The 23,850-nt window shown below is 62.5% G+C and carries 24 protein-coding genes; 12 read left to right on the top strand and 12 right to left on the bottom strand.

Annotated elements, in window-relative coordinates; genetic code table 11:
- Positions 1-184 precede the first annotated feature (184 nt).
- From ACNFCJ_RS18410 to rpoE, 5 genes are read right to left on the bottom strand one after another with little or no spacing between them, the layout of a single operon-like run.
- Entirely contained in the window at positions 185-1,609 is a 1,425-nt protein-coding gene (locus ACNFCJ_RS18410) for a DegQ family serine endoprotease (protein WP_416772911.1), read from the bottom strand.
- Between the two features lie 35 nt (positions 1,610-1,644).
- Positions 1,645-2,100, bottom strand: coding sequence for a SoxR reducing system RseC family protein (locus ACNFCJ_RS18405; RefSeq protein ID WP_099522044.1), 456 nt, complete (start codon positions 2,098-2,100; stop codon positions 1,645-1,647).
- Positions 2,097-3,044, bottom strand: coding sequence for a MucB/RseB C-terminal domain-containing protein (locus ACNFCJ_RS18400; protein WP_416772909.1), 948 nt, complete (start codon positions 3,042-3,044; stop codon positions 2,097-2,099). Before ACNFCJ_RS18400 ends, ACNFCJ_RS18405 begins: the two co-directional genes overlap by 4 nt.
- Positions 3,045-3,059: 15 nt before the next feature.
- Positions 3,060-3,632 carry a sigma-E factor negative regulatory protein gene (locus tag ACNFCJ_RS18395; RefSeq protein WP_179576046.1) on the bottom strand — a complete coding sequence of 191 codons (573 nt, stop codon included), beginning with the start codon at positions 3,630-3,632 and terminating at the stop codon, positions 3,060-3,062.
- 30 nt (positions 3,633-3,662) lie between these two features.
- On the bottom strand, positions 3,663-4,244 hold the full coding sequence (gene rpoE, locus ACNFCJ_RS18390) for an RNA polymerase sigma factor RpoE (RefSeq protein WP_017677768.1): 582 nt from the start codon (positions 4,242-4,244) through the stop codon (positions 3,663-3,665).
- Positions 4,245-4,611: 367 nt separating this feature from the next.
- On the opposite strand from rpoE, the gene nadB reads away from it, so the two are divergent.
- A complete protein-coding gene (gene nadB, locus ACNFCJ_RS18385; RefSeq protein ID WP_143506722.1) occupies positions 4,612-6,243 on the top strand; it encodes an L-aspartate oxidase in 1,632 nt (543 codons plus the stop codon).
- Here nadB and ACNFCJ_RS18380 read toward each other — a convergent pair.
- Together ACNFCJ_RS18380 and ACNFCJ_RS18375 are read right to left on the bottom strand one after the other, a co-directional pair.
- Positions 6,197-6,664, bottom strand: coding sequence for a protein YgfX (locus tag ACNFCJ_RS18380; protein ID WP_416772906.1), 468 nt, complete (start codon positions 6,662-6,664; stop codon positions 6,197-6,199). The two genes, nadB and ACNFCJ_RS18380, sit on opposite strands and share 47 nt — an antisense overlap.
- Positions 6,648-6,902 (bottom strand): succinate dehydrogenase assembly factor 2, encoded by a 255-nt coding sequence (locus ACNFCJ_RS18375; RefSeq protein ID WP_017677771.1) that lies wholly within the window; start codon positions 6,900-6,902, stop codon positions 6,648-6,650. Before ACNFCJ_RS18375 ends, ACNFCJ_RS18380 begins: the two co-directional genes overlap by 17 nt.
- Positions 6,903-7,047: 145 nt before the next feature.
- Here ACNFCJ_RS18375 and ACNFCJ_RS18370 point away from each other — a divergent pair, with 145 nt between their 5' ends.
- From ACNFCJ_RS18370 to ACNFCJ_RS18360, 3 genes are all read left to right on the top strand, one after another.
- Positions 7,048-7,989, top strand: a complete 942-nt coding sequence (locus ACNFCJ_RS18370; RefSeq protein WP_416772904.1) for a YgfZ/GcvT domain-containing protein — start codon at positions 7,048-7,050, stop codon at positions 7,987-7,989.
- A gap of 46 nt (positions 7,990-8,035) precedes the next feature.
- A complete protein-coding gene (locus tag ACNFCJ_RS18365) occupies positions 8,036-8,872 on the top strand; it encodes an HDOD domain-containing protein (protein WP_179576044.1) in 837 nt (278 codons plus the stop codon).
- Positions 8,873-9,010: 138 nt separating this feature from the next.
- Positions 9,011-9,766: a substrate-binding periplasmic protein gene (locus tag ACNFCJ_RS18360; protein WP_416772902.1), complete on the top strand. Its 756-nt coding sequence runs from the start codon at positions 9,011-9,013 to the stop codon at positions 9,764-9,766.
- Here the strand turns inward: ACNFCJ_RS18360 and ACNFCJ_RS18355 are convergent.
- Both ACNFCJ_RS18355 and ACNFCJ_RS18350 read right to left on the bottom strand, forming a co-directional pair.
- Positions 9,749-11,146 carry a sensor histidine kinase gene (locus ACNFCJ_RS18355; RefSeq protein WP_416772900.1) on the bottom strand — a complete coding sequence of 466 codons (1,398 nt, stop codon included), beginning with the start codon at positions 11,144-11,146 and terminating at the stop codon, positions 9,749-9,751. The genes ACNFCJ_RS18360 and ACNFCJ_RS18355 overlap by 18 nt on opposite strands.
- On the bottom strand, positions 11,143-11,814 hold the full coding sequence (locus ACNFCJ_RS18350; RefSeq protein ID WP_041769705.1) for a response regulator: 672 nt from the start codon (positions 11,812-11,814) through the stop codon (positions 11,143-11,145). The genes ACNFCJ_RS18355 and ACNFCJ_RS18350 overlap by 4 nt, the downstream gene beginning before the upstream one ends.
- A 268-nt stretch (positions 11,815-12,082) precedes the next feature.
- Here ACNFCJ_RS18350 and ACNFCJ_RS18345 point away from each other — a divergent pair, with 268 nt between their 5' ends.
- The 5 genes from ACNFCJ_RS18345 to ACNFCJ_RS18325 all read left to right on the top strand — a co-directional run bounded on the left by ACNFCJ_RS18345 (position 12,083) and on the right by ACNFCJ_RS18325 (position 17,436).
- On the top strand, positions 12,083-13,360 hold the full coding sequence (locus ACNFCJ_RS18345; RefSeq protein ID WP_416772913.1) for an OprD family porin: 1,278 nt from the start codon (positions 12,083-12,085) through the stop codon (positions 13,358-13,360).
- 32 nt (positions 13,361-13,392) lie between these two features.
- Positions 13,393-14,373 carry a Bug family tripartite tricarboxylate transporter substrate binding protein gene (locus tag ACNFCJ_RS18340; RefSeq protein WP_104727086.1) on the top strand — a complete coding sequence of 327 codons (981 nt, stop codon included), beginning with the start codon at positions 13,393-13,395 and terminating at the stop codon, positions 14,371-14,373.
- A gap of 91 nt (positions 14,374-14,464) precedes the next feature.
- The gene (locus ACNFCJ_RS18335; protein WP_416772898.1) at positions 14,465-14,908 is read left to right on the top strand and encodes a tripartite tricarboxylate transporter TctB family protein; all 444 of its coding nucleotides are present in this window, start codon (positions 14,465-14,467) and stop codon (positions 14,906-14,908) included.
- Position 14,909: 1 nt separating this feature from the next.
- Positions 14,910-16,430 (top strand): tripartite tricarboxylate transporter permease, encoded by a 1,521-nt coding sequence (locus ACNFCJ_RS18330; protein WP_104727084.1) that lies wholly within the window; start codon positions 14,910-14,912, stop codon positions 16,428-16,430.
- The gene (locus tag ACNFCJ_RS18325) at positions 16,414-17,436 is read left to right on the top strand and encodes an AbrB family transcriptional regulator (protein ID WP_416772896.1); all 1,023 of its coding nucleotides are present in this window, start codon (positions 16,414-16,416) and stop codon (positions 17,434-17,436) included. Before ACNFCJ_RS18330 ends, ACNFCJ_RS18325 begins: the two co-directional genes overlap by 17 nt.
- Before the next feature lie 148 nt (positions 17,437-17,584).
- Here the strand turns inward: ACNFCJ_RS18325 and ACNFCJ_RS18320 are convergent, their stop codons facing one another.
- The gene (locus ACNFCJ_RS18320) at positions 17,585-18,466 is read right to left on the bottom strand and encodes an RluA family pseudouridine synthase (protein WP_416772894.1); all 882 of its coding nucleotides are present in this window, start codon (positions 18,464-18,466) and stop codon (positions 17,585-17,587) included.
- 255 nt (positions 18,467-18,721) lie between these two features.
- Between ACNFCJ_RS18320 and ACNFCJ_RS18315 the strand changes: the two genes are divergently transcribed.
- The 3 genes from ACNFCJ_RS18315 (at position 18,722) to ACNFCJ_RS18305 (ending at position 22,665) form a co-directional block, all read left to right on the top strand.
- Positions 18,722-19,393: a COG3650 family protein gene (locus ACNFCJ_RS18315; protein WP_416772893.1), complete on the top strand. Its 672-nt coding sequence runs from the start codon at positions 18,722-18,724 to the stop codon at positions 19,391-19,393.
- A gap of 284 nt (positions 19,394-19,677) precedes the next feature.
- Entirely contained in the window at positions 19,678-20,886 is a 1,209-nt protein-coding gene (locus ACNFCJ_RS18310; protein WP_416772891.1) for an MFS transporter, read from the top strand.
- A 165-nt stretch (positions 20,887-21,051) separates the two neighbouring features.
- A complete protein-coding gene (locus ACNFCJ_RS18305) occupies positions 21,052-22,665 on the top strand; it encodes an NAD(P)/FAD-dependent oxidoreductase (protein WP_416772889.1) in 1,614 nt (537 codons plus the stop codon).
- A gap of 224 nt (positions 22,666-22,889) precedes the next feature.
- Here ACNFCJ_RS18305 and ACNFCJ_RS18300 read toward each other — a convergent pair whose 3' ends face one another.
- Together ACNFCJ_RS18300 and ACNFCJ_RS18295 are read right to left on the bottom strand one after the other, a co-directional pair.
- The gene (locus tag ACNFCJ_RS18300; RefSeq protein WP_416772887.1) at positions 22,890-23,405 is read right to left on the bottom strand and encodes a GNAT family N-acetyltransferase; all 516 of its coding nucleotides are present in this window, start codon (positions 23,403-23,405) and stop codon (positions 22,890-22,892) included.
- Between the two features lie 99 nt (positions 23,406-23,504).
- Positions 23,505-23,843 (bottom strand): Na+/H+ antiporter subunit G, encoded by a 339-nt coding sequence (locus ACNFCJ_RS18295; protein WP_041769702.1) that lies wholly within the window; start codon positions 23,841-23,843, stop codon positions 23,505-23,507.
- Between the last annotated feature and the right edge of the window lie 7 nt (positions 23,844-23,850).

Genomic DNA, 23,850 nt, shown 5'->3' with positions numbered 1-23,850 from the left:
AGCTCGTCAAGGGAGTGGGTAGCAGAAGCCGCTTCGTGAGTCAGTGCCAAGGCGCGGGAAAGTCGCATAAAAAATCCGATGCTCAAAACAAGCATCGGATTTTCGTTTCAGTGCGCAGAAGGTCAAGCTGTAGCGCTTAACTGACTGGCATTAGCCCGAAAGCGCCCTTTTCAACGAACCCGGCTTATTCAGCCAGCTTGAACGTGATGAAGCTGGCACGCCCCTGACGCAGCACTCGCATGGACACCGAACGATTCTTCGGCAGTTCCTGCGCCACCTGGGTGAAGGTGCTGGTTGAATCGATGGCCTGATTGTTCAGGTGAGTGATCACGTCGCCCGGACGCAGGCCAATCATGGCTGCAGGGCCGTTGAGCACTTCCTTCACGACAACCCCGCCTTTGAGGTCGAGGCCTTTCTTCTGCTCGGCAGTCAGCTCGACCACCGTCACGCCCAAACGATTGTTGCTGCGCTCGGCACCCTGCGCCGAACCCGACGAGGCCAGCTCTTGACCTTCTTCAGGCAGCGTACCGACCGTTACGCTGAGTTTCTTGCGCGAGCCATCGCGCACCACATCCAGCTCGGCCTTCTCGTCCGGCTTCAGCCCACCAACCAGGTGCGGTAGATCGGCCGACATGATGATCGGTTTGCCATTGAGGCTGAGAATCACGTCGCCCACCAGCAGGCCGCCCTTGTCCGCCGGGCCGTCTTCCAGCACCTGCGCAACCAGCGCGCCAGCCGGTTTTTCCAAGCCGAAGGATTCGGCCAGATCCTTGTTCACTTCCTGAATCACCACACCGAGCCAGCCGCGAGTGACCTTGCCATCGGCCTTGAGCTGATCGGCAACCTGCATAGCCACTTCCATCGGGATAGCGAAGGAGAGCCCCATGAAACCGCCGGAACGGGTGAAGATCTGCGAGTTGATACCCACTACTTCACCTTGCAGGTTGAACAGCGGGCCGCCGGAGTTACCCGGGTTGATCGCCACATCGGTCTGGATGAACGGCACGTAGCTGTCGCTCGGCAGGTTACGCCCCTTGGCACTGACGATACCGGCGGTCACCGAGTGGTCGAAGCCGAACGGCGAACCGATGGCCAGCACCCACTCGCCGACCTTCAGCTCGTCGGACTTACCCAGACGCACCACAGGCAAATCCTTGCCCTCGACCTTGAGCAGCGCGACATCGCTGCGCGGATCGGCGCCAATCAACTTGGCTTCCAGCTCGCTGCGATCGGAGAGACGCACGATGATCTCGTCAGCATCGGCGACCACATGATTGTTAGTCATGATGTAGCCATCCGGCGAAATGATGAAACCAGAGCCCAGCGATTGCGCCTCGCGCTGGCGGCCGCCCGGATTACGCGGAGCCTGCGGAATGCTGCGCTCGAAGAACTCGCGGAACATCGGCGGCAGACCTTCCAGATCAGGCATTCCTGGCTGCCCGGCAACGGCGCGCTCGGGCATCTTCTGACGGGTACTGATATTGACTACCGCGGGCGAAGCCTCCTCTACCAGATTGGTGAAGTCTGGCAGGCTGGCCTGAGCGAACAGACTTTGCCCCCAGAGCAAGGCAACCGCCAGCAGCGGCGCAATGGACTTGAGTTTTCTCATCGAACTACGACTCCCCATGTAAAACTCGGACACTCTCAACCCGCCGCTGGTACAGGCACCAGCAGCGCACGTAGGACAACGGGCTGTAATAAGGGGTTCTCGGCAACGCGAGCAGCGCGCCAGCGAACCAATAGCCAACTGGCAAGCAGACCACTCAGGCCGGCGAAGATCACCAGAGGCTCGGACAGACCCAGACCGTCCGCCAGCAGCGCAGCGGCGAACAGACCCAGAAGAGGAAGCAGATAAACCAGAAGAGAACTGCGCACCAGCAGATCTTCGCGCACACCGATGATCACGGTGTCGCCGACGGCCAGCGGCGTTTGACTGAGGGCGCGCACGTAACCGCGCTGCCGACCTACGCCGAGACGATCCATCAACCCCTGACCGCACGCCGCATTGGCCGAACAACTCGAGCAGGTGCTCTTGCGTAGCGTCTCGACCCAGACAGCGCCGGGCTCAAGCGCCACTACACGCCCCTGCTCTTCGATCATTGGCTAGCCTGTTCAGGCACTCCGGCACGCATGGACAGGGCGATACGCTCGGCAGTACCCAAAGGAATCTCACCGACCACGGTAACCATCACGTCACCTGCATCGGTGCTCATGCGCCGCGAAACGGCAACGGTCGGCCCCAGCTGGCTGCGCGCTTCATCAACAACGCTGCCTTTCAAGGGCTCAAGGAAAACCGAGAATCGTGCCAGACCATCGCCGTACATCATGTAGGCGACAGGGTTATCAGAAGAAGGATCACGACGTAGCTGCGCGGCAGTCAAGGTAAAGCCTGGAGGCAGCCAATCCGAACGCCAGCTGCCTTCGGCCATGCTGTCGGCAGCACGCAAACGTACCGGACGACATCCCGAACTCGGTTGCATGGCGCTCGCCACGGGGGCGGAGGTATCCAGCTGAGCGAACTGGAATCGCTCCAGAAGCTGACCGCGCTCGTTCAAGAGCAGAGATTTCAACGGCAGGCCGGTTTCTCGATCCAGGTGCAACTCGAAGCCGTAACGGTGCTGATCCTTGGGCGCCAACACCAGAACGTCGGCAGGACGATTGGCGATGCGCGACTGACCGGCGACACGAATGTCGTACCAGTTGCTCAGTTGCTCGGCATCCAGCTGACGGGCAGGCCAGGCTTGCCCCTCACTGACCTGATCGACCAACGCGCCACTGACGCACTGAGCCTGACCATCGACCTTGAATACTTCCTGGGCAGGACCATCGAGCTGCAGAAGGCGCTCGCGAACTTCGCCCCCTTCTTCCACCTGATGCCACACGGCATGGGTGGAAAAACTCCCATTGCGCTCATAGATGAACGTACCCTGGAAGCTTTGCTGGCGCTCTGCCGCAGCGAGGCGCCCGAGCAAGTCCTGCACCTCGGAGGCCTGAACCGGCAGAGCCAGCAGACCACCGAGAAGGTAGAGGGGAATCGCGCGCATGTGACTCCTTAGCGCTTAGCGGTTTTCCAGACTTGCAGCACGAGCATAAGGCAGAGCGGTTTCACCGCTACCCATCACGGCTTCCTGCGCATGTTGACGCAGGTAGTTCGGCAGGCGCTGCTCATGCCAGCTGGCAGTGCCAGCTTCAGCTGCTTCGCCGACTTCCTCGCTGCTGTTGTAACCAGCGAGCAATGCAGGACCTTGCACCTGAGGTACCGAAAGCACCGGAGAGGCTTCCTGCTGGGCCAGTTGAGCACCACTCAGGTCATCCTGGTTATAGAAGCGTACACCCGCCAGCACCGCAACAGTCACCGACGCTGCTACGGCTACACGCCCGACGCTACGCCAGATGGGTGCTTTGCGTGTTGGAACGGCTTCGTCGGCCAGCGCCGCAGACACCGCAGATGCGATATCCAGTTGCGGCACCAACAGTTCACGATGCATGGCTGCACGGGCGACCTGGTAACGCGACCAGGTGCCACGTAGCTCGCCATCTTCGCTGGCTGCGAGCACACGCCGCAGTTCCAGTTCGTCCGCTTCGTTATCCATCACCGCGGACAGCGATTCCTGCAGGGTTTCACGACTCATGGCGTTCCTCTCTTGGCTGTCGCCGCTGCCTTAGGTTTCCTGCAGCAGAGGCTGCAGGGACTTATCAATTGCCTCACGTGCACGGAAGATCCGTGAACGCACTGTTCCTACCGGGCACTGCATGACACCGGCAATGTCCTCGTAACTCAGACCTTCAAACTCACGCAAGGTCAGAGCCGTGCGTAGGTCATCTGGCAACTGGGCGATGGTTCGATGCACGGTGGCTTCGATCTCGTCGCGCAGCAATGCCCGCTCCGGTGACTCGATGTCCTTGAGGCCGTGATCGCCATCGTAGAACTCCGCGTCATCGCTACTTACATCACTATCCGGCGGCCGCCGACCGCGGGACACCAGATAATTCTTCGCCGTATTGATGGCGATGCGGTACAGCCATGTATAGAACGCGCTGTCCCCGCGAAAGTTTCCAAGCGCTCGGTAGGCTTTAACGAACGCCTCCTGAGCGACATCCTGAGCCTCGTGGGTGTCGTGCACGAATCGCACGATCAAACCGAGGATCTTGTGCTGATACTTCAGCACCAACAGATCGAAGGCACGCTTGTCACCACGCTGCACTCGCTCGACCAGTTGCTGATCATCTTCCTGGGTTAGCATGCACGCTCCTCACTAGGCTTGGAGGAGGCTTGCGCCCGTAAGCGAATCAGCTTGCCAAGATAGACTCGGGTCTTACGCAAAAGTTCTCCCCTCCAAGCAAGCTTCCCGCAGAGATTACTTTTCTCTGCCAGGAATGGCGCCAGCGGAACCTTTCCGCTCGCGCAAATAATCTTATCGCCGCTCATTTCCCACACCCTCCGCTGACTTCAGATGCAGGCACGCGCAAGCGCTCTCCCTTATATGGGCGACCCTCTATGGAACCTTAATGACTAAGAAAGTTCCCGAGCACCACGGTCGGTCATAAGCCACCTATTGTGCCGCTGCCCCTCTCTATATACTAGGGCTCGCTTTCACGCGGAACTCGGACATGAGCCAACACTTCCAGCACGACGTTCTGGTTATCGGCAGCGGTGCCGCCGGCCTGACCCTCGCCCTTACCCTTCCAACCCACTTGCGCATCGCGGTCTTGAGCAAAGGCAATCTTGCCAACGGCTCGACCTACTGGGCGCAAGGTGGTGTAGCGGCAGTCCTGGACGACACCGACACGGTCGAATCCCATGTCGCCGACACCCTCGACGCAGGCGCCGGCCTGTGCCGCGAAGACGCAGTGCGATTCACGGTAGAACACAGCCGCGAAGCCATCCAGTGGTTGATCGACCAGGGCGTGCCTTTTACCCGCGACGATGAAACCGCGCGCGAGGATGGCGGTTTCGAGTTCCACCTGACCCGCGAAGGTGGCCATAGCCATCGACGCATCATTCACGCAGCCGACGCTACCGGCGCAGCGATCTTCAATACGCTGCTGGAGCAGGCCCGGCAACGCCCGAACATCGAACTACTGGAGCAACGCGTCGCCGTCGACCTGATCACCGAACGCAAGCTAGGCCTGGATGGTGAGCGCTGTCTGGGGGCTTACGTACTGGATCGTGCTCGCGGTGAAGTGGACACCTTCAGCGCGCGCTTCGTGATTCTCGCCACCGGCGGCGCAGCCAAGGTCTACCTCTATACCAGCAACCCGGACGGCGCCTGCGGCGACGGCATTGCCATGGCCTGGCGTGCCGGCTGCCGCGTCGGCAATCTGGAGTTCAACCAGTTCCACCCCACCTGCCTGTATCACCCACAAGCCAAGAGCTTCCTGGTCACCGAAGCCGTACGTGGCGAAGGCGGCTTGCTCAAGCTGCCCAATGGCGAACGCTTCATGCAGCGCTTCGACGAACGCGCCGAACTGGCACCGCGCGATATCGTTGCCCGCGCCATCGACCATGAAATGAAGCGCCTGGGTGTCGACTGCGTCTATCTGGACATCAGTCACAAGCCAGCCGAGTTCATCAAGAGTCACTTCCCCACTGTCTACGAGCGCTGCCTGGGCTTTGGCATCGACATCACCAAGCAGGCCATCCCGGTCGTCCCCGCAGCGCATTACACCTGCGGCGGTGTGGTGGTCGATCAGCATGGCCGTACCGACGTACCAGGCTTGTATGCCATCGGCGAAACCAGCTTTACCGGCCTGCATGGCGCCAACCGCATGGCCAGCAATTCGCTGCTCGAATGCTTCGTCTATGCGCGCTCGGCCTGCGCGGATATCACCGAGCAGTTGAACACGATCGAGATGCCCAGCGACCTGCCGGACTGGGACGCCAGCCAGGTGACCGACTCGGACGAGGACGTGATCATCGCCCACAACTGGGACGAGCTGCGCCGCTTCATGTGGGACTACGTCGGCATCGTGCGCACCAACAAGCGCCTGCAGCGCGCGCAACATCGCGTGCGCCTGCTGCAGGACGAGATCGATGAGTTCTACTCGAACTACAAGGTCAGTCGCGACCTGATCGAGCTGCGTAACCTCGCCCTGGTCGCCGAGCTGATGATCAGCTCAGCCATGCAGCGCCATGAGAGCCGCGGGCTGCACTACACCCTCGACTACCCCGAGCAGTTGGCCGAAGCCCGCGACACTATCCTGACGCCGACGCCCCAGGCTCAGCCCAGCGCCGCCGGCTGAACTTCAGGCGCAAACGCAGGCGCCGGTGCTGCTCCGGCGCCAACGCGTCACACGGGATGCACGAGCCGCGACTGAAGCGCTGGCCTGGCAAGCGATAGCGCAGCACCACGACCAGCGGCAAGGCCAGGCTGTCAGGACGTAGTTGCACCGCCTGCCAGCCAGTTGCAGCGCTGTATAGATGCCAGCCGAATCCATCACGGCGCAGTCCGGTGATGGCCTTCGGCGCCGTCAGCAGAACGTGTCGCGGCAGCACCCAGGCGGCATGCGCAAGGCACGCCACGAATGACAGCAGCTTCGACCAGGTGGGAATGTCGGCCAGCCACGGCGCCAGCAAGGCCAACGCCAGGACCGACAGATAGAGCCTCAGCAGCCAGCGTGATGGCTGCCAACGGCACTCGAAAACATCACTTGGGTTGGACACGGTCCAGGATCATGCGCACGATGTGACGCAAGTCGGCATCCTCGGGCTCGCCGCGCTGCATGAACCAGCCAAACATGTCCTGATCCTCGCATTCCAGCAGTTTGCGATAGCGCGCCTGGTTCTCGGCATCCAGGCTCGGGTACACCTCCTTGACGAAAGGTACCAGCAGCACATCAAGCTCCAACATGCCACGGCGGCTATGCCAGAACAGGCGATTCAGTTCACTTTGCTCAACCATGCAACGGACTCCTCGAACGAGGCCGGCAGTATAACGGCGAATTGCGTCGCTGTTCACCGCGACGCTGCGCAATTGCGCTGACAAGGCACTGCCCTGCCCACTATGATGATGCCCCTGACCTTTATTCAGCGATTCGATTTGCATCATGGCCGATAGCGCTTACTTCACCCTCCTCGATCACGAAGGCCTGCTCGCCGTTCGCGGCGCGGACGCAGCCAAGTTCCTGCAGGGCCAAGTGACCTGCAACCTCAATTACCTCAGCGCCAGCCAATCCAGTCTTGGCGCCCGCTGCACGCCCAAGGGCCGCATGCTGTCGAGCTTTCGCATCGTCCCGGTGGAAGACGGCTATCTGCTGGCCATGGCACGCGAACTGATCGAGTCGCAGCAGGCCGATCTGCAGAAATATGCGGTGTTCTCCAAATCCAAGCTCAGCGATGAAAGCGCCGCCTGGGTCCGTTTCGGCCTGGCCGGCGGCGACGCCGTGCTCGGCGAGCTTGGCCTGCAATTGGGCTCTGCCAGCGACTCCATCACCAGCGCTGGACCGTTAATTGCCGTGCGCCTGAGCGATGGCCGTGCCGAGTTGTGGGCTCCGGCCGCCGAAACAGAACAACTGCAAGGCCGCCTGGCCGCCGCGCTGCCGCAGGCGCCGCTGAACGACTGGCTACTGGCTCAGGTTCGTGCCGGCGTGGGCCAGGTGTTCGGCGCCACACGTGAGCTGTTCATTCCGCAGATGATCAACCTGCAGGCCCTCGGCGGCGTAAGCTTCAAGAAGGGCTGCTACACCGGCCAGGAGATCGTCGCGCGCATGCAGTACCTGGGCAAGCTCAAGCGACGCCTGCAGCGGCTGCGCCTGGTCGGCTCCGAGCTGCCGGCCGTCGGCATCGAATTGTTCTCCCCGGTGCATGGCTCCAGCGTCGGTGAAGTGGTGCTGGCGGCCCAGGCCGGCGACGCCATCGAGTTGCTCGCCGTGCTGCAGGAAGATGCCGTGAACGACGGCCGTATTCACCTCGGCAGCAGTGAGGGCCCGACGCTGACCCTGCTCGATCTGCCTTATCAGCTGGATGCCGACCAGGAAATCCAGCGCTGACTAAACTTCCCCGGCGCCGCATCGGATCGCCTAAGAGAGCTATTTCATGAGCAAGCTTGCCGAAAAAGTCCAACAGGAACTGATCCACGCCATCGAGAACGATGAGCTGGTACTGCCCACCTTGCCCGAGGTGGCATTGCGGGTGCGTGAAGCAGCGGAAGACCCGGATGTGGGCATTCCCCAAATCAGCAAGGTAATCGGTAACGACGCAGCCCTCACCGCGCGCATCATCAAGGTGGTCAACAGCCCGCTGCTGCGCAGCAACAAGGAAATCACCGACCTGCAGATGGCCGTCAGCCGTCTGGGCATCAATTACACCTGCAACCTGGCCACCGGCCTGGCCATGGAGCAGATGTTCCAGGCCACCAGCGACGTGGTCGACCGCAAGATGCGCGAGGTGTGGAACAAGAGCACCGAGATCGCCGGTATCTGTCACGTGTTGTGCCGTCACTACACCCGCCTGATGCCGGATCAGGCCACCCTCGCCGGCCTGGTGCACCAGATCGGCGTGCTGCCGATCCTCACCTATGCCGAAGAACACAACGAACTGCTGGCCGACTCCATCAGCCTCAATCACGTGATCGAGCAGATTCACCCGATCATCGGCGACAAGATCCTGCGAACCTGGGAGTTCCCCGAGCCCATCGCCATCGTGCCGAGCCAGTATCTGGATTTCACCCGCGACTCGGCCAAGGTCGATTACGTCGATATCGTTCAGGTCGCCACCCTGCAAAGCTACCTGGGCAGCGAGCACCCCTACACCCAGCTGGACTGGAGCAAGGTACCGGCATTCTCCAAGCTTGGCCTGGACCCGCAGGTCGACATGCAGGCCGACGAAGACCTTTCCGCCGCCATGGAAGCAGCCATGAGCATGCTGCAGTAAAGCATCTCGCCATGGATGGCAAAAAATTGTCGGGAGCAATTTTTGACGTCGCTGCGCGACGGCCCGAAGCGTGATCTACAGGGACGCAGATCACAAAATGCCTCTACACTCGAGCCATTCGCTTGAGGAAGTAGAGCCATGCGTTACGCATTTCTCCTGCTCGTCCTGATGCTCAGCAGCGCCCAGGCTGCCGAGCAGGTGCGACTCACCAACGGCGAATGGCCGCCGTACCTCGGGGAAACCCTGCCCCACCATGGCGTGGCCTCACGCATCGTCGCCGAGGCATTTGCGCTGCAAGGCGTCGAAGTGCAATGGGAATTTCACCCCTGGGCACGCTCGCTGAAAATGGCCGAACAAGGTACGCGCGACGGCAGCGCCGTCTGGCTTGCCAACCCCGAACGTGAACAACACTTTCACATCAGCGAGCCGGTGGTCGAAAGCGGTTACTACCTGCTTCATCGCAAGACCCACGCGTTTGACTGGAACGATGTCGCGGATCTGCGCGGCCTGCGCATTGCGGGTACCCGTGGCTATGACTACGGCGAAGCCTTTCAACGTGCCGAAGCGGCCGGAGAGCTCGAGGTGGTACGCCTGACCGGTGATGAACAGGGCCTGCGCCAGTTGCTGGCCGGGCGCATCGATGTGTTTCCCGTGGACAAGGTGGTGGGCTTCGACCTGCTCTATAAGAAATTCAGCGCTGCCGAACGCCAGCGCCTGAGCTTTCATCGCAAGCCTCTGCGCAGCGACAGCCTGCACCTGCTGCTGTCGCGAGAGGTACCGGGCAACGCCGAGCTGATGCAGCGCTTCAATCGTGGCCTGAATCAATTGCGCGACAGTGGCAAGGTTTCCCAATATCTGCTGGAGATTCAGCAGCCGCTAAGCCTCAGCCACTGATAACGGAAACTCGACACGTACCCGCAGGCCATGCGGCTGCGCTTGATGCAGGCTGATACGAGCCTGATGGGCGCGACAGATCTCACCCACGATGGCCAGCCCGAGCCCCGCACCATTGCCCAGATTGCTGCGCCTGTAGAAGCGCTCGAAGACTTTCTCGTGCTCGGACTCGGGAATCCCCGGACCGTCATCCTCTACCTCCAGCACGGCAGGAGCCAGGGTGCGGATGATCAGGTTGCCACCGGCTGGCGTATGCGCCAGCGCGTTGTCGAGCAGGTTATTGAGTAACTCGTTGAGCAACGTGGGCTCGCCATCGATCCACACCGACTGATCAGCCTCCAGCGCCAGCGCGACACCACGGGCATGAGCCAGTGGCGCCATGGCCAGCCCCAGTTCACGCGCCAACTGACTGAGATCGATACGCTGAGCACCGCCTTCGGTAATGGCTCGCGCACCACTCTCGATACGTGCCAGCGACAGCAGTTGATTGGCCAACAACGTCAGGCGGTCGCCCTGCTGCGCCACCTGCTCCAGCGTGCTACGCCATTGCTCGGGCTGCTCGGCACGCAAGCCTAGAGTGATACGCGCTTTCAGCGCCGCCAGAGGCGTTCGCAATTCATGGGCGGCATCGGCAATGAACTGCGACTGCCTCTCGAACAGTCCCTGCAGGCGCTGGTTAAACTGGTTCAGTGTTTCCACCAGCGGCAGCACCTCACGTGGCAACCCGCCGTCCGGCAGCGGCTGCAGGTCATCGCTGGCCCGCTCAGCCACTTCCCGACGTAGCGCTTCCAGCGGCCGCAGCGCCAGATTCACCGCCAACCACACCAGCAGCAGCGCGCTGACCGACAGCAACCCCATGCGCCACAAGGTACCGATCAACAATTCGCGGGCCATGCGCTCGCGTGCACCCTGGGTTTCCGCCACGCGGATTTCGGCGATACCGTTTAGCTGCGGCTCGCTGACTGGCTGCAGAAAGCTGACCACGCGTACACCCTGGTTGCGGTACTCGGCGTCGTAGAAGTGCGCCAGCGCCGGATAATCGTCAGTACGTGGCGTGCCCGGCGGCGCTGGCGGCAGGTCCTCATAGCCGGAAACCTGATTACCCTGAAGGTCGAGCACCTGGTAGTAGATGCGTCCGGCGCTGTCGTAGGCGAAGGTATCGAGCGCGACATAGGGAATATTGGCGCGCAACCGGCCGTCCTCGGCATACAGACCATCGGCCACCGCGCGCGCCGATGCCAGCAGCGTACGGTCATAGGCGGTATCAGCTGCGCGGCGCGCACTCCAATAGGCACTGAAGCTGCTCAGCAGCAGGATCAACGACAACAGCAGCGCCAGACGCCGCAGCAGACGCCCGCGCAGACTGACACCACGGCTCATGCCTCGACCGCTTCCAACAGGTAGCCGAGACCACGGAAGGTGACGATGCGTACGGCACTGCCCTCGAGCTTCTTGCGCAGGCGGTGGATGTAGATTTCGATGGCATCCGGGCTGGCGTCCTCATCCAGACCGAACACCTGCGCCGCCAGTTGCTCCTTGCTCATCACCCGCCCCGGCCTGGCGATCATCGCCTCGAGCACAGCCTGTTCGCGGGCAGTGAGACTAAGAGCCTCGCCCTCGAGGCTGAAACGGCGGGCGCCCAGGTCGTAGACCAGATCGCCACAGCGCTGCAATTGCTCACCACCGAGCACGCTACGCCTCAGCAACGCCTTGACCCGCGCCTCCAGTTCGGTGAGTTCGAAAGGTTTGGCCAGGTAGTCATCAGCACCGAGATTGAGGCCATGGACGCGATCCTTGACCTCGCCACGCGCGGTCAACATCAGTACCGGCAGGGTCTGGCCACGGTCACGCAGGCGCGCAAGCACGGCAAATCCGTCCAGGCGTGGCAGGCCTATATCGAGAATCGCCAGCGCGTAGTCCTCGCTGGACAGTGCCAGATCAGCGGCGACGCCATCATGCAGCACATCCACCGTCCAGCCGGCTCCTTTCAGCGCCTGGGCCACGCTTTCCGCCAATTGCGGATGGTCTTCGACCAGCAGAATCCGCACCGCCACCTCCAGCTGCAGCTTCGTTAAAGGCGCGCAGTGTAGCGCCGCCACGGCTGCTGTGAATTGCTCAAATGCCAAAGCAGCATTTGTTTGTTTCCCTGCGTGACCCGCCATGACGTAACAACACACCATCATGAAAATCTTTCGGCTATGAAAGCCTAGTGAAAGCTTGCCCTCATAGCATCGTTTCAAGGTGGCTCGATCCACCTGCTCAAGCGACCTGGCAGTGGTGCCAGGTGGCGACAAGAACAAAAACGGAGACCACATGATGCTCGCTGCCTCACGCCAGGCCCTGCCGCCTGTCCGCCTGCTCTACCTGGCCATCGCCGCTACCGGCGCTGCCCCCCTCGCCAACGCCGCCTTCATCGAAGACAGCAGCGCCAGCCTCACCGCTACCAACATCTACCTCAATCGAGACTTCCGCGAAAATACGCAACCTCGAAAACAGCAGAACAAACGTGAAGAATGGGGTCAGGCTTTCTGGCTGGACGTCAAGTCCGGCTACACCGAAGGCACCGTAGGCTTCGGTCTGGATGCCATGGGCCTGCTGGGGATCAAGCTCGACTCGGGCAAGGGCCGTACAGGAACCGACCTACTGCCCGTCCAGGATGATGGCGGCACACCTGACGAATTCGGCCGCCTGAGCGCCACCGCCAAAGTGAAGATTTCCTCTACCGAACTGCGCTACGGCTCGCATGTGCCCGAGCTGCCGGTGGTCAAGGCCAGCGATAGCCGTCTGCTGCCACAGGTATTCGAGGGCGGTCTGCTGACCTCCTCCGAACTGGAAGGCCTGACCTTCACCGGTGGTCGCCTGGACAAGGTCATCGACCGCGCCTCGACCAACTCCGAGGAGATGGTGCTCAACGCCAAGAACAACCGCTTCGCCTCCGGCATCGAAGCCGACCACCTCGACCTCGCCGGCATCGACTACAAGTTCGCGCCTGGTTTCACCGGTCGTTACTACTTCGCCGACCTGGATGACATCTATCGCCAGCACTTCTTCGGCCTGCTCAGCAGCCATAAAGTCGGCGCCGGCACCCTGAGCAGCGACGTGCGATACATCGTCAGCCGTGACAGCGGCGCAGCCAATGCAGGCAAGGTCGACAACCAGGCCTTCAACGCCATGGTCAGCTACGGCCTGGGTGCGCACAAGTTCGGCCTGGGCTTCCAGGACATGAGCGGCGACACTGGCTTCGCCTATATCGATGGCAGCGATCCGTTTCTGGTCAACTTCGTGCAGATCAACGACTTCGCCAACGCCGACGAGCGTTCCTGGCAGGCCCGCTACGATTACAACTTCGCCAGCATCGGGGTTCCCGGCCTGACCTTCATGACCCGCTACATCCGTGGCGATGACGCCCGTGTCGCCGGTTCCGATGACCGTGGCGGCGAATGGGAACGCGACATCGAGTTCAAGTACGTGGTGCAAACCGGCCCGCTCAAGGACCTCTACGTACGCGTGCGCAACGCCAGCTTCCGCTCCGACTTCGCCCGCGACGCGGACGAGAACCGCGTCATCGTCGGCTATACCCTGCCGATTTGGTAAACAACAACAAGACACACGAGGAATCATCCGTCATGAAATCCGTACTGACCCGCGCCGCATTGGCGACTGCCTGCCTGGCCTTCGCCAGCCAACTGCTGGCCGCCGAACCCAAGCGCCCCGAATGCATCGCTCCGGCCAAACCCGGCGGCGGCTTCGACCTGACCTGCAAACTGGCCCAGAGTGGCCTGAAAGACGAAGGCCTGCTCAAGGCACCGATGCGCGTCACCTACATGCCAGGCGGCGTTGGCGCCGTGGCCTACAACGCCGTGGTTGCCCAGCGCGCCAAGGACCCAGGCACCATCACCGCCTTCTCCTCGGGCTCGCTGCTGAACCTGGCACAGGGCAAGTTCGGTCGTTATGACGAAAACGCCGTACGTTGGCTGGCCGCAGTCGGTACCGACTACGGCGCGATCACCGTGCGTGCCGACTCCCCGTACAAGAACCTCGATGATCTGGTTCAGGCCCTGAAGAAAGATCCTTCCAGCATCGTCTTCGGCGCTGGCGCCACCATCGGTGGGCAGGACTGGATGCAGACCGCGCTGATCGCCCGCCTGGCCGGGATCGAGCCGAAGAACCTGCGCTATGTTGCCTTCGAAGGCGGCGGTGAAACCCTCACCGCCATGCTCGGTGGCCATGTACAGGTCACCAGCAGCGGCCTGGGTGAAGTCACCCCGCAGCTGGAGGCGAAAAAAGTGCGCATCCTCGCGGTGCTCTCTGATGAGCGTCTGCCGGGCAAGCTGGCCGAGATCCCGACAGCCAAAGAGCAGGGCTACGACATCACCTGGCCGGTGATCCGCGGTTTCTACATGGGCCCGGAAGTCAGCGACGAGCAGTTCAACTGGTGGAAACAGCAGTTCGACACCCTGCTGGCCAGCGAAGAGTTCGCCAAGCTGCGTGAACAACGCGACCTGCTGCCATTATCGGTTACCGGTGATGACCTCGATACCCTGGTGCACAAGCAGGTTGCCGAGTACAAGACCCTGGCCGGTGAATTCGGCCTGATGCAGGAATAAGTGCATCAGCGGGTTCGGCGTCGCCCGACGCCGAACCCGCTATTGAACTGCACCGCCGTTCAATTCTGTCCCTACGCAAGAGACCATTGCTATGTACGTTCGCCTGTTCGCTGCGATCTGGCTGCTGTTGTGCGCCGTTCTCGCAGTCATCGCCTGGGGTTTCCAGGCTCCCTTTGCCTATGACCCGGTTGGTCCTCGTGCCTATCCGTTGTTACTGCTGGCTCTGATGGGCGCTGGTGCTGCCTGGTTGGTGTTCAAGCCAGGCGCGGACACCGAGAAACTCACCCGCCAGGCGCTGCAGCGTGCAGGCTTATGCATCCTCACCCTGCTGGCCTATGCCCTGCTCTTCGAGCCCCTGGGCTTCGTCCTCAGCACTGCACTGGCCACCTTCGTCCTGGGCCTGCTGTTCACGGGCCGTGTGCTGCCGTGCCTGATTAGCGGCGTTCTGATGGGCGTGCTGCTGTATGCATTGTTCGATTATGCGCTAGACGTGCCGCTGCCACTGGGCGTGTTCGAAGCGTTGGTGGAGAGCTGAGATGGAAACATTACATTTTCTGATGCAGGGCTTTGACGTCGCCACCCGGCCGACCAACCTGCTGGTTGCCCTGTTCGGTGCCTTCGTTGGCACCATCGTCGGTCTGCTGCCAGGCCTGGGCCCGATCAACGGCGTCGCCCTGCTGCTGCCATTGGCCTTCGCCCTAGGCCTGCCGCCGGAAACCGCACTGATTCTGCTCGCTGCCGTCTATCTGGGCTGCGAATACGGCGGGCGTATTTCCGCCATTCTGCTCAACGTGCCAGGCGACGCCGCCGCGGTGATGACCACCCTCGACGGCTACCCGCTGGCACGTCAGGGCAAAGCGGGTATCGCCCTGTCGCTGTCTGCAGTCAGCTCCTTCACCGGCAGCATGATCGCCACCTGCGGCGTGGTGCTGTTCGCGCCGATCCTGGCGAAATGGGCAGTGGCCTTCGGCCCGGCCGAGTACTTCGTGCTGATGATCTTCGCGATTGCCTGCCTCGGCGGCATGGTCGGCGACAAGCCGGTCAAGACCTTGCTCTCGGCCCTGATCGGCCTGGCCCTGGCCACGGTAGGGGTCGACTCCACTACCGGGGTCTACCGCTTCACCTTCGACAGCGTCAGCCTGTCCGACGGCATCCAGTTCGTCATCGTGGTGATCGGCTTCTTCAGTGTCAGCGAAATTCTGCTGATGCTGGAAAACACCCACAACGGCCAGAAGGCCGTGAAAGCCAGCGGCCGCGTGCTGTTCAACTTCAAGGAATACTGCTTCACCTTCTGGACCATGATTCGCAGCTCGGTCGCCGGCTTCGTCATTGGCGTACTGCCGGGCGCCGGTGCGACCATCGCCAGCGCCATGACCTACATGACCGAAAAGCGTCTGGCGGGTGACAAGGGCAAGTTCGGTGAAGGCGACCTGCGCGGCCTGGCCGCTCCCGAGTCAGCCAACAACGCCTCGGCCTGCGGCTCGCTTATCCCGATGCTGACCCTTGGCGTACCCGGTTCGGGCACCACCGCGGTGATGATCGGTGCGCTGACTCTGTACAACATCACGCCTGGCCCGCTGCTGTTCGAACAGCAGCCCGACGTGGTCTGGGGCCTGATCGCCTCGCTGTTCATCGGTAACGTCATCCTGCTGGTGATGAACATTCCGTTGGTCGGCCTGTTCTCACGCATGCTCAGCGTGCCGAACTGGGTGCTGGTACCCGCTATTACCGTGATCAGCATGGTCGGTGTCTACGCGGTGCACAGCACGACCTTCGACCTGGTATTGATGATCGCGCTTGGCGTGTTTGGCTATATCCTGCGCAAGCTGGATTTCCCACTCTCGGCCGTGATTCTCGGCTTCGTACTGGGTGAGATGATGGAGGACAACCTGCGTCGCGCGCTGTCCATCTCCGCTGGTGACCTGGGCATCCTCTGGGGCAGCCCGATCACCCTGGTGCTGTGGGCGCTTGTTGCACTGATGCTGGCCCTACCGGGCATCCGCTGGATGCGTCGCCGCAAGCAGATCAAGGCTGGGGCTGATGCCACTGCCGCGTGATCTTTGGGTAACGCCGCTGGCCGGAGTGGTCGGCGGTTACCTGGCCAGCCTCGCCGGCTGGCCTTTGCCGTGGATGGTCGGTTCCCTGCTGGCGGTCATCGCCGTGCGCTGTCTGGCCGACCGCCCCTTCAGTGAACTGCCCGGCGGGCGCAAGGCCGGCCAGTGGCTGGTGGCCAGCGGCATCGGCCTGCATTTCACCAGCGACGTGCTGGAACAGGTGCTCAGCCACTTGCCCGTTATCGTCATGGGCGCTTTCGGCACGCTTCTGCTCAGCCTGATCGGCATCGCAATCCTGCGCCGTGCCGGCGTAGACCGCGCTACCGCCTTCTTCGCCAGCATGCCTGGCGGCGCCAGCGAGATGGTCAATCTGGCCCTGCGTCACGATGCGCAACCCGCACGTGTCGCTGCGGCGCATAGCCTGCGCCTGCTGCTGGTGGTGCTGCTGATTCCGGCGTTGTTCACCTGGGGCCTGCCCGATGTCAGCGCGCCACCTCGTGCACCGGTGGACTGGACCTGGCTGATTGGTCTGCTCGCCGCAGGCGCTGTGCTGGCAATGCTCTGGGGACGTCTGAAACAACCCAACCCCTGGATGCTTGGCCCGCTGACTGCCTGCGCCGTTGCCAGCGCCGGTTTCGATCTGCATCTGGGCCTGCCGCAGGGCCTCGGTCAGCTCGGCCAATGGCTGATCGGTTGCGCCCTGGGCTGTCACTTCGACCGCGCCTTCTTCCGCAGCGCGCCGGGTTTTCTCGCCCGCGTGCTGGCCTTCACCCTGCTGGCGATGATCGCCGCTGCCGCACTCGGCGAAGCCCTTGGCTGGCTGGCCGGCGAAGACCATCTGTCGTTGATGCTGGGCATGATGCCGGGCGGTATCACGGAGCTGTGTCTGACCGCCGAAGCCTTGCAGCTATCGGTAGCGCTGGTCACTGCCCTGCAGGTGCTACGGCTGTTTCTGGTGATGTTCCTCGCCGAACCCTTATTCAAGCTCTGGTGCAAGAGCCACGTTTAGCCCGCCTTGTGCGGGCTTTTTTTATGCCTTCGGCAACACACGGTGGAAGACGCTTTCGGCTCTGGCGTCCTGCTTCGCTCTACCTCCTGCATCCATGCAGTCGTAGCGGCGAAAAGCTCGCGACTGAAGCCCCTCCCACGAGTGGAAGCTACCACTGCAGCTGCAATTCGCTCTGGAACTCACGCACTTGACCACTGACCGGGTCGACGAAGCGCAAGCCGCGCGCCAGCAGCTTGAGCGGCTTGCCGTAGTCATCCGGCTGATTACGCGACTCCAACAAATGCGGATAGAAATCGTCGCCGACGATGGGCGCACCGAGCCCGGCCAGATGCACGCGCAACTGATGCTTGCGTCCGGTCACCGGCGACAGCCCGTAGCGCCACAACTCACCCCGACGCTCCAGCACCTCGATCTGCGTTTCGCTGTTGGCCTCGCCCGCGACTTCCTGCATGCGAAAGAATGGCTCACCCTCGACCATGCGTGAACGATGCAGGTAGGGAAACTGCAACTGCGGCAATGCCGGAGCGATGGCCTCGTAGCGCTTTTCCACCGCACGCTGGCGAAACAGTGCCTGATACTGGCCGCGACTGGCCGGGTTGACCGAGAACAGCACCAGGCCGGCCGTCAGCCGGTCGATGCGGTGGATCGGCACCAGATCTGGGTTGCCGGTGCGCTTGATCAGACGTGCCAGCAGGGTCTGCTCAACGTATTCACCGGCCGGCATCACCGGCAGAAAATGCGGTTTGTCGGCGACCAGCAGGTGCTCGTCCTGCCACAGCACCTGCTCGTCGAAGGGAATCGGCGTTTCGTTCGGCACCTCACGGAAATAGCGCACCTTGAGCCCGACGCGGTAAGGATGCTCGGGGCCGATAGGCGCACCGGCCGCATCCAGCACCCGACCGCGCGCCATACGTTGCAGCCAGGTGGAGCGGTCGATGGCGGGAAAGTGATCGCACAGGCAATCGAGCACCGTCGCCCAGCGGCCCTGGGGCAAATGAAGCGTGCTGGGACGCATGGCGGGGTTGGGCATTGCAGAAGCTGCTCGACGGCTTATGAAGGGGCGAATTAGGCCGCACTCGTGCGGCTCAGTCAAAGCCGGGGTATGCCGCAACAGCAGCCGAATAATGAAAGCCTGCGTGGTATGCCCCCTCATCCGGCGCTTCGCGCCACCTTCTCCCAGAGGGAGAAGGACAGCAGGGAGGAGGTCGCTGCGCGACTTTCATGCTAACGGCTTGAGCCAGGGTCGCGCTGTGGCTATGGTGGCCGCTCGTATCTGGAGAGACTCATGTCCATCACCCGTTCCCTGCTTACCAGCGTCGCCCTCCTCCCCCTCCTGGCCGCCTGCCAGGTCTACACCGGCAAGCCGGAAGGCCCACCGCCAGCGACTCGCTTGCAAGGTCAAGTCCAGGTCGAAAATGGTCAACTGGTGTTCACTCCCTGCCAGGAACAGCGTCGCTTCGTGCTGGTCGATGGCGACACCACCGGTATCGAGCGCGAAGTCATGCAACTTGGCAGTGATAGCCAGGCCAGCCTGTTCGCCGATCTGGCCGGGCGCCTGGGCGGCAGCCAGGGCAAGGGCAGCGATGGTCGCTTCGAGGTCAGCCAGATCTATCGCCTGCAAGGTGAAGGACACGGCTGCGACGACCTCAACTTCAAGCGCCTGGCCCTGCGCGCCAGCGGCAACGAGCCGTTCTGGCAAGTGGAAGTCGGTAGCAAGGGTCTGGTACTGAACCGCCCTGACCAGGAGCCGTTGGCTCTGCCTTATCTGGAGGAACAGCTGCCGGACGGTCGCCTGAGTTTCAGCAGCGAAGCCAACGGTCAGCGTCTGGATCTGTGGGTTGCACCGCAGCGCTGCGTCGACGGCATGAGCGGCGCGGTCAACCACCTCAGCGCCGAACTGCGCCTCGACGGCCAGGTGCTGCGTGGCTGCGCGCACTTCGGCGCCATGCGTAACTGAGCCGCGCCAATGCCGGTGGCCCCGCCACGTGTCACCGGCCTGGATCGCTCAACGGGGTGCTAGCCCTAACTCCCGGCAAAACGCCGCGCGTAATCTTCCCGCTCGAAGGCCTCGACCACAAAGTCGATGAAGCTGCGTGTCTTGCCCGGCAGCAACTGACGGCTGGGCTTCGCCGCTATCGACCTTGGCGAGCTGGCCGAAGGTGGGCGCCTGACGCAATTCCCCGGAGGGCCGTTGCCCTCGCTCGAACTGGTGCAGTTCGGCGGAGCTAGCGGGAGACGAAAATGAAGGATTCCGTAATGCTCCATACCGATTCATCTACTGACACCCGATCCATATCTGCTGCGTGGTGGGCCGTCATCTCTCTTGCCCTGGGCGCCTTCGGCCTGGTCACGGCGGAATTCCTGCCGATCAGCCTGCTGACACCGATGGCCGCGGACCTGGGCGTATCCAACGGCGCGGTGGGCCAGGCCATCACCGCCACCGCCGTGGTCGCCGCATTCGCCGGACCACTGGTGGTGCTGTTCTCGGGCCGCCTGGATCGGCAGAAGATCGTCTGGGGGTTGATGGCCATGCTGGTGTTCTCCTGCATCCTTTCGGCCTATGCCTCGAATATCACGGTGCTGTTGGTCGCGCGTGGGCTGCTGGGCTTCGCCCTCGGCAGCTTCTGGGCCATGATGGCTGCGCTCGCTCTGCGCCTGGTGCCCCCGGACAAGGTGCCACGGGCCATTTCGATCATCATGATGGGCATCTCGCTCGCCACCATCTTCGCTGCCCCGCTGGGTGCCTACCTGGGAGAATTGTGGGGCTGGCAGGCAACCTTCCTGGCCGCATCCGGTATTGGCGTGGTGGCGCTGGCGATCCAGATGCGGACCCTGCCCAAACTGCCGGCCACGGCAGCACCGGGCCTGGCGTCCTTCAAGGCGGCCCTGAGACGGCGCGCAGTCGTCGTCGGCATCGGCACCGGGCTGCTGGTCATTTCCGGGCACTTCGCCGCGCTGACCTTCATCCGCCCCTTCCTTGAGGAGGTTCCCCGTCTGGATGTCGCGACCGTCTCGCTTGCCTTGCTGGCCTTCGGTGTCAGCGGCTTTTTCGGCAACCTTGCCGGCGGCGCCATCGCTGCGCGCAGTCCGGCCTGGGCAGTCAGCAGTTGCTCGTTCCTGATCGCTGCCGTTGCACTCACGCTGATCCTTTTCGGCACACAGGCCAACATTGCCTTCGTCGCGATTGCGCTATGGGGCTTCGCCTTCGGCGCCTTCCCGGTATCGATCTCGATCTGGAACGCGCGCGCCGCCGCCGATCACGCGGAAAGCGCTGGCGCCCTGCTGTCCTCGACCTTCCAGGTCGCCATTGCCGCGGGTGCGGTTCTAGGAGGGCTTATCATCGACAGCCTCGACTCGCAAGCCGTGATCGTCTATGCCGCGGCAGCAGCCTTAGCGGGCGCTGCCCTGATGTTCATTCGGGGGCGCGCGATCGAACGCCAGCGTAGCTGAACCCGTACTTGCGCAGCGTTGAAGACATCGTTCACCTACGCTCAACGGAGCAAAGCCGTCAGTCGTTCGAGATTGCCGGCCTCCTCCATCCGGGCAGCGAATCCCGTACAATCGCGCCCCTTCTTCACCTTGCCGGATCACCACCGGCCAACCAGGACACCGCCCATGCTTCGCCTGACCGAACTGAAACTGCCCCTCGACCATGCCGATGATGCCCTGCGCCCGGCTATCGTCCAGCGCCTGGGCATCGCCGACAATGACCTGCTGACCTTCAGCGTGTTCAAGCGCAGCTACGATGCGCGCAAGAAGTACGGCGACATGCCGTTCATCTACACCATCGACTGCGAGGTGAAAGACGAAGCCGCCCTGCTCGCTCGCCTGAGTGAGGACAAGCATGTCGGCCCGGCACCGGACATCGCCTACAAACCAGTGGGCAAAGCTGAAACGCCGCTGGACGAACGCCCGATCGTGGTCGGTTTCGGCCCCTGCGGTATCTTCGCCGCTCTGATCCTGGCGCAGGCCGGCCTGCGCCCTATCGTGCTCGAGCGCGGCAAGGAAGTACGCCAACGCACCAAGGACACCTGGGGCCTCTGGCGCAAGAACCAGCTCAACCCGGAATCCAACGTGCAGTTCGGCGAAGGCGGCGCAGGCACCTTCTCCGACGGCAAGCTGTACAGCCAGATCAAGGACCCGCATCACCACGGGCGCAAGGTGCTGCAGGAGTTCGTCAAGGCTGGCGCGCCGGACGAGATCCTTTACGTCAGCAAGCCGCATATCGGCACCTTCCGCCTGACCGGCGTGGTCGCCACCATGCGTGAAGAGATCAAGGCTCTCGGCGGCGAAGTGCGTTTCCAGGAGCGTGTCAGCGACCTGCTGATCGAAGACGATCAGCTCACCGGCGTAGTACTGGAAAGTGGCGAGCAGATCCTCAGCCGCCATGTGGTGCTCGCCCTCGGCCACAGCTCGCGCGACACCTTCCGCATGCTCCATGCCCGCGGCGTGTACCTGGAAGCCAAGCCCTTCTCGGTCGGCTTCCGCATCGAACACCCGCAGTCGCTGATCGACCGCGCCCGCCTGGGCAAATACGCAGGCCACCCAAAACTCGGCGCTGCCGATTACAAGCTGGTGCACCACGCCAGCAACGGTCGCTCGGTCTACAGCTTCTGCATGTGCCCGGGCGGTACTGTGGTCGCCGCCACCTCCGAGCCGGAGCGCGTGGTCACCAACGGCATGAGCCAGTACTCGCGCAACGAGCGCAACGCCAACGCCGGCATCGTCGTCGGCATCACCCCCGAGCAGGACTACCCAGGCGGCCCGCTGGCTGGCGTGGAACTGCAGGAGCGCCTGGAGTCGCACGCCTATGTGCTCGGTGGTCGCAACTACGAGGCGCCCGGGCAACTGGTCGGCGACTTCATCAAGGGCACGCCATCCACCGCCCTTGGCGAGGTGCAGCCGTCCTACAAGCCGGGCGTGAAACTGGGTGACCTGGCGCCGTCGCTGCCGGATTTCGCCATCGAGGCCATCCGCGAGGCGCTACCGGCCTTCGGCAAGCAGATCAAGGGTTTCGACCTGGCCGATGCGGTACTCACCGGCATCGAAACGCGCACTTCATCGCCGGTACGCATCACCCGTGGCGATGATCTGCAGAGTCTGAATCTCAAGGGCCTGTATCCGGCCGGGGAAGGCGCCGGCTACGCTGGTGGCATCCTCTCTGCTGGCGTCGACGGCATTCGTGTGGCCGAAGCAGTGGCCAAGGATATGCTTGGGTTGAATAGCTAAGCCCTATTCGGATCACGCACCCCACAGGGTGGGTTAGCGGCGCCAAGCCTGAGAATGTCCGATCAGCGCCATCGCAGTGCGCCGCGTAACCCACCAGGCGATGGTCGTGCGTTGCGCCAATGGTGGGTTACGGCGCAACGGACCGTGCGGGCTCATCAGGATAGGTGACAGGCACCTAACCCACGGATATCGGTCAGTCTCGATAGCGCGCAGCCGTAGAAGCGTCAAAGGCCCTCGCGGCGCAGGCAGCACAGCGTCGAACGCCGCGAGCCATTCGGACGACGCGCCGGGTCGGCATAGGTCAGCAGCTCACTGAAACCGGCCTTGCGCATCATCCCTGCCGATGCGGCATTCTCTTCGTGGCGATCGATATAGACGTCGCACACGTCCCGACGCCATAAGTCCTGCACCGCCTCCGTGAGCAGATGAGCACCAAGTCCGCGACCCGCGCAGTCGCGATGCACCACCGCCTCGCAGATATAGCCATGCAACTGCCCGGCACGCGCCGCAGGTTGATGAGCGGCGAAATCCTGCGTCAAACGATAGCTGACGAACCCCAGCAGTCGCCCCTGCTCCTCGGCCAACACCGCCAGCGTCGCGTTCGTCTCAATATCCTGCAGATGTTGGCGAACTTCGACTTCAGGTAAATGATTCCAGGGATTGGGCCCGTGCTCGAGAATCAACGCGCAGAGCGCTTCGATATCCTTGGCAACGGCCTGACGAATGACCAGCTCGCTCATGCACCCAACGCCCCCTGAACTTGATTTCAGAGCGCAGTCTAGGCCTGGGAATTGCCTGGCGACAGTGACAGCCAGGCACAAGAAGTACCTGACAGTGAATCAGTGATCATCGTCCCACGGCTGACCACGGGTCTGCTCGGACAGCTCGACCTTCTGCTGCATAGCCGCCTTGGACAGGATGTGCGCACTGACCGGCGCAGTGAGGAACAGGAACAGCGTGATCAGCAACTCATGCAGGCTGAGGCTGCCTGTGTGGTGAGCGAAGAACAGCATCGAGGCGATCAGCGTACCGCCGACCCCCAGCGTGGTGGCCTTGGTCGGACCATGCAGACGGGTAAAGAAATCCGGCAGGCGATACAGCCCGATGGCACCGACCAGGGCGAACAGGCTGCCCAGGATCAGGCAAGCGCAAATCAATAGTTCCAGCCAGAACGGCATGGTCATT

It is taken from the genome of Pseudomonas sp. NY15364 (genome assembly GCF_048068235.1).
GTDB lineage: Bacteria > Pseudomonadota > Gammaproteobacteria > Pseudomonadales > Pseudomonadaceae > Aquipseudomonas > Aquipseudomonas mendocina_D.
This window is presented reverse-complemented; position numbering and strand designations above follow the sequence as displayed.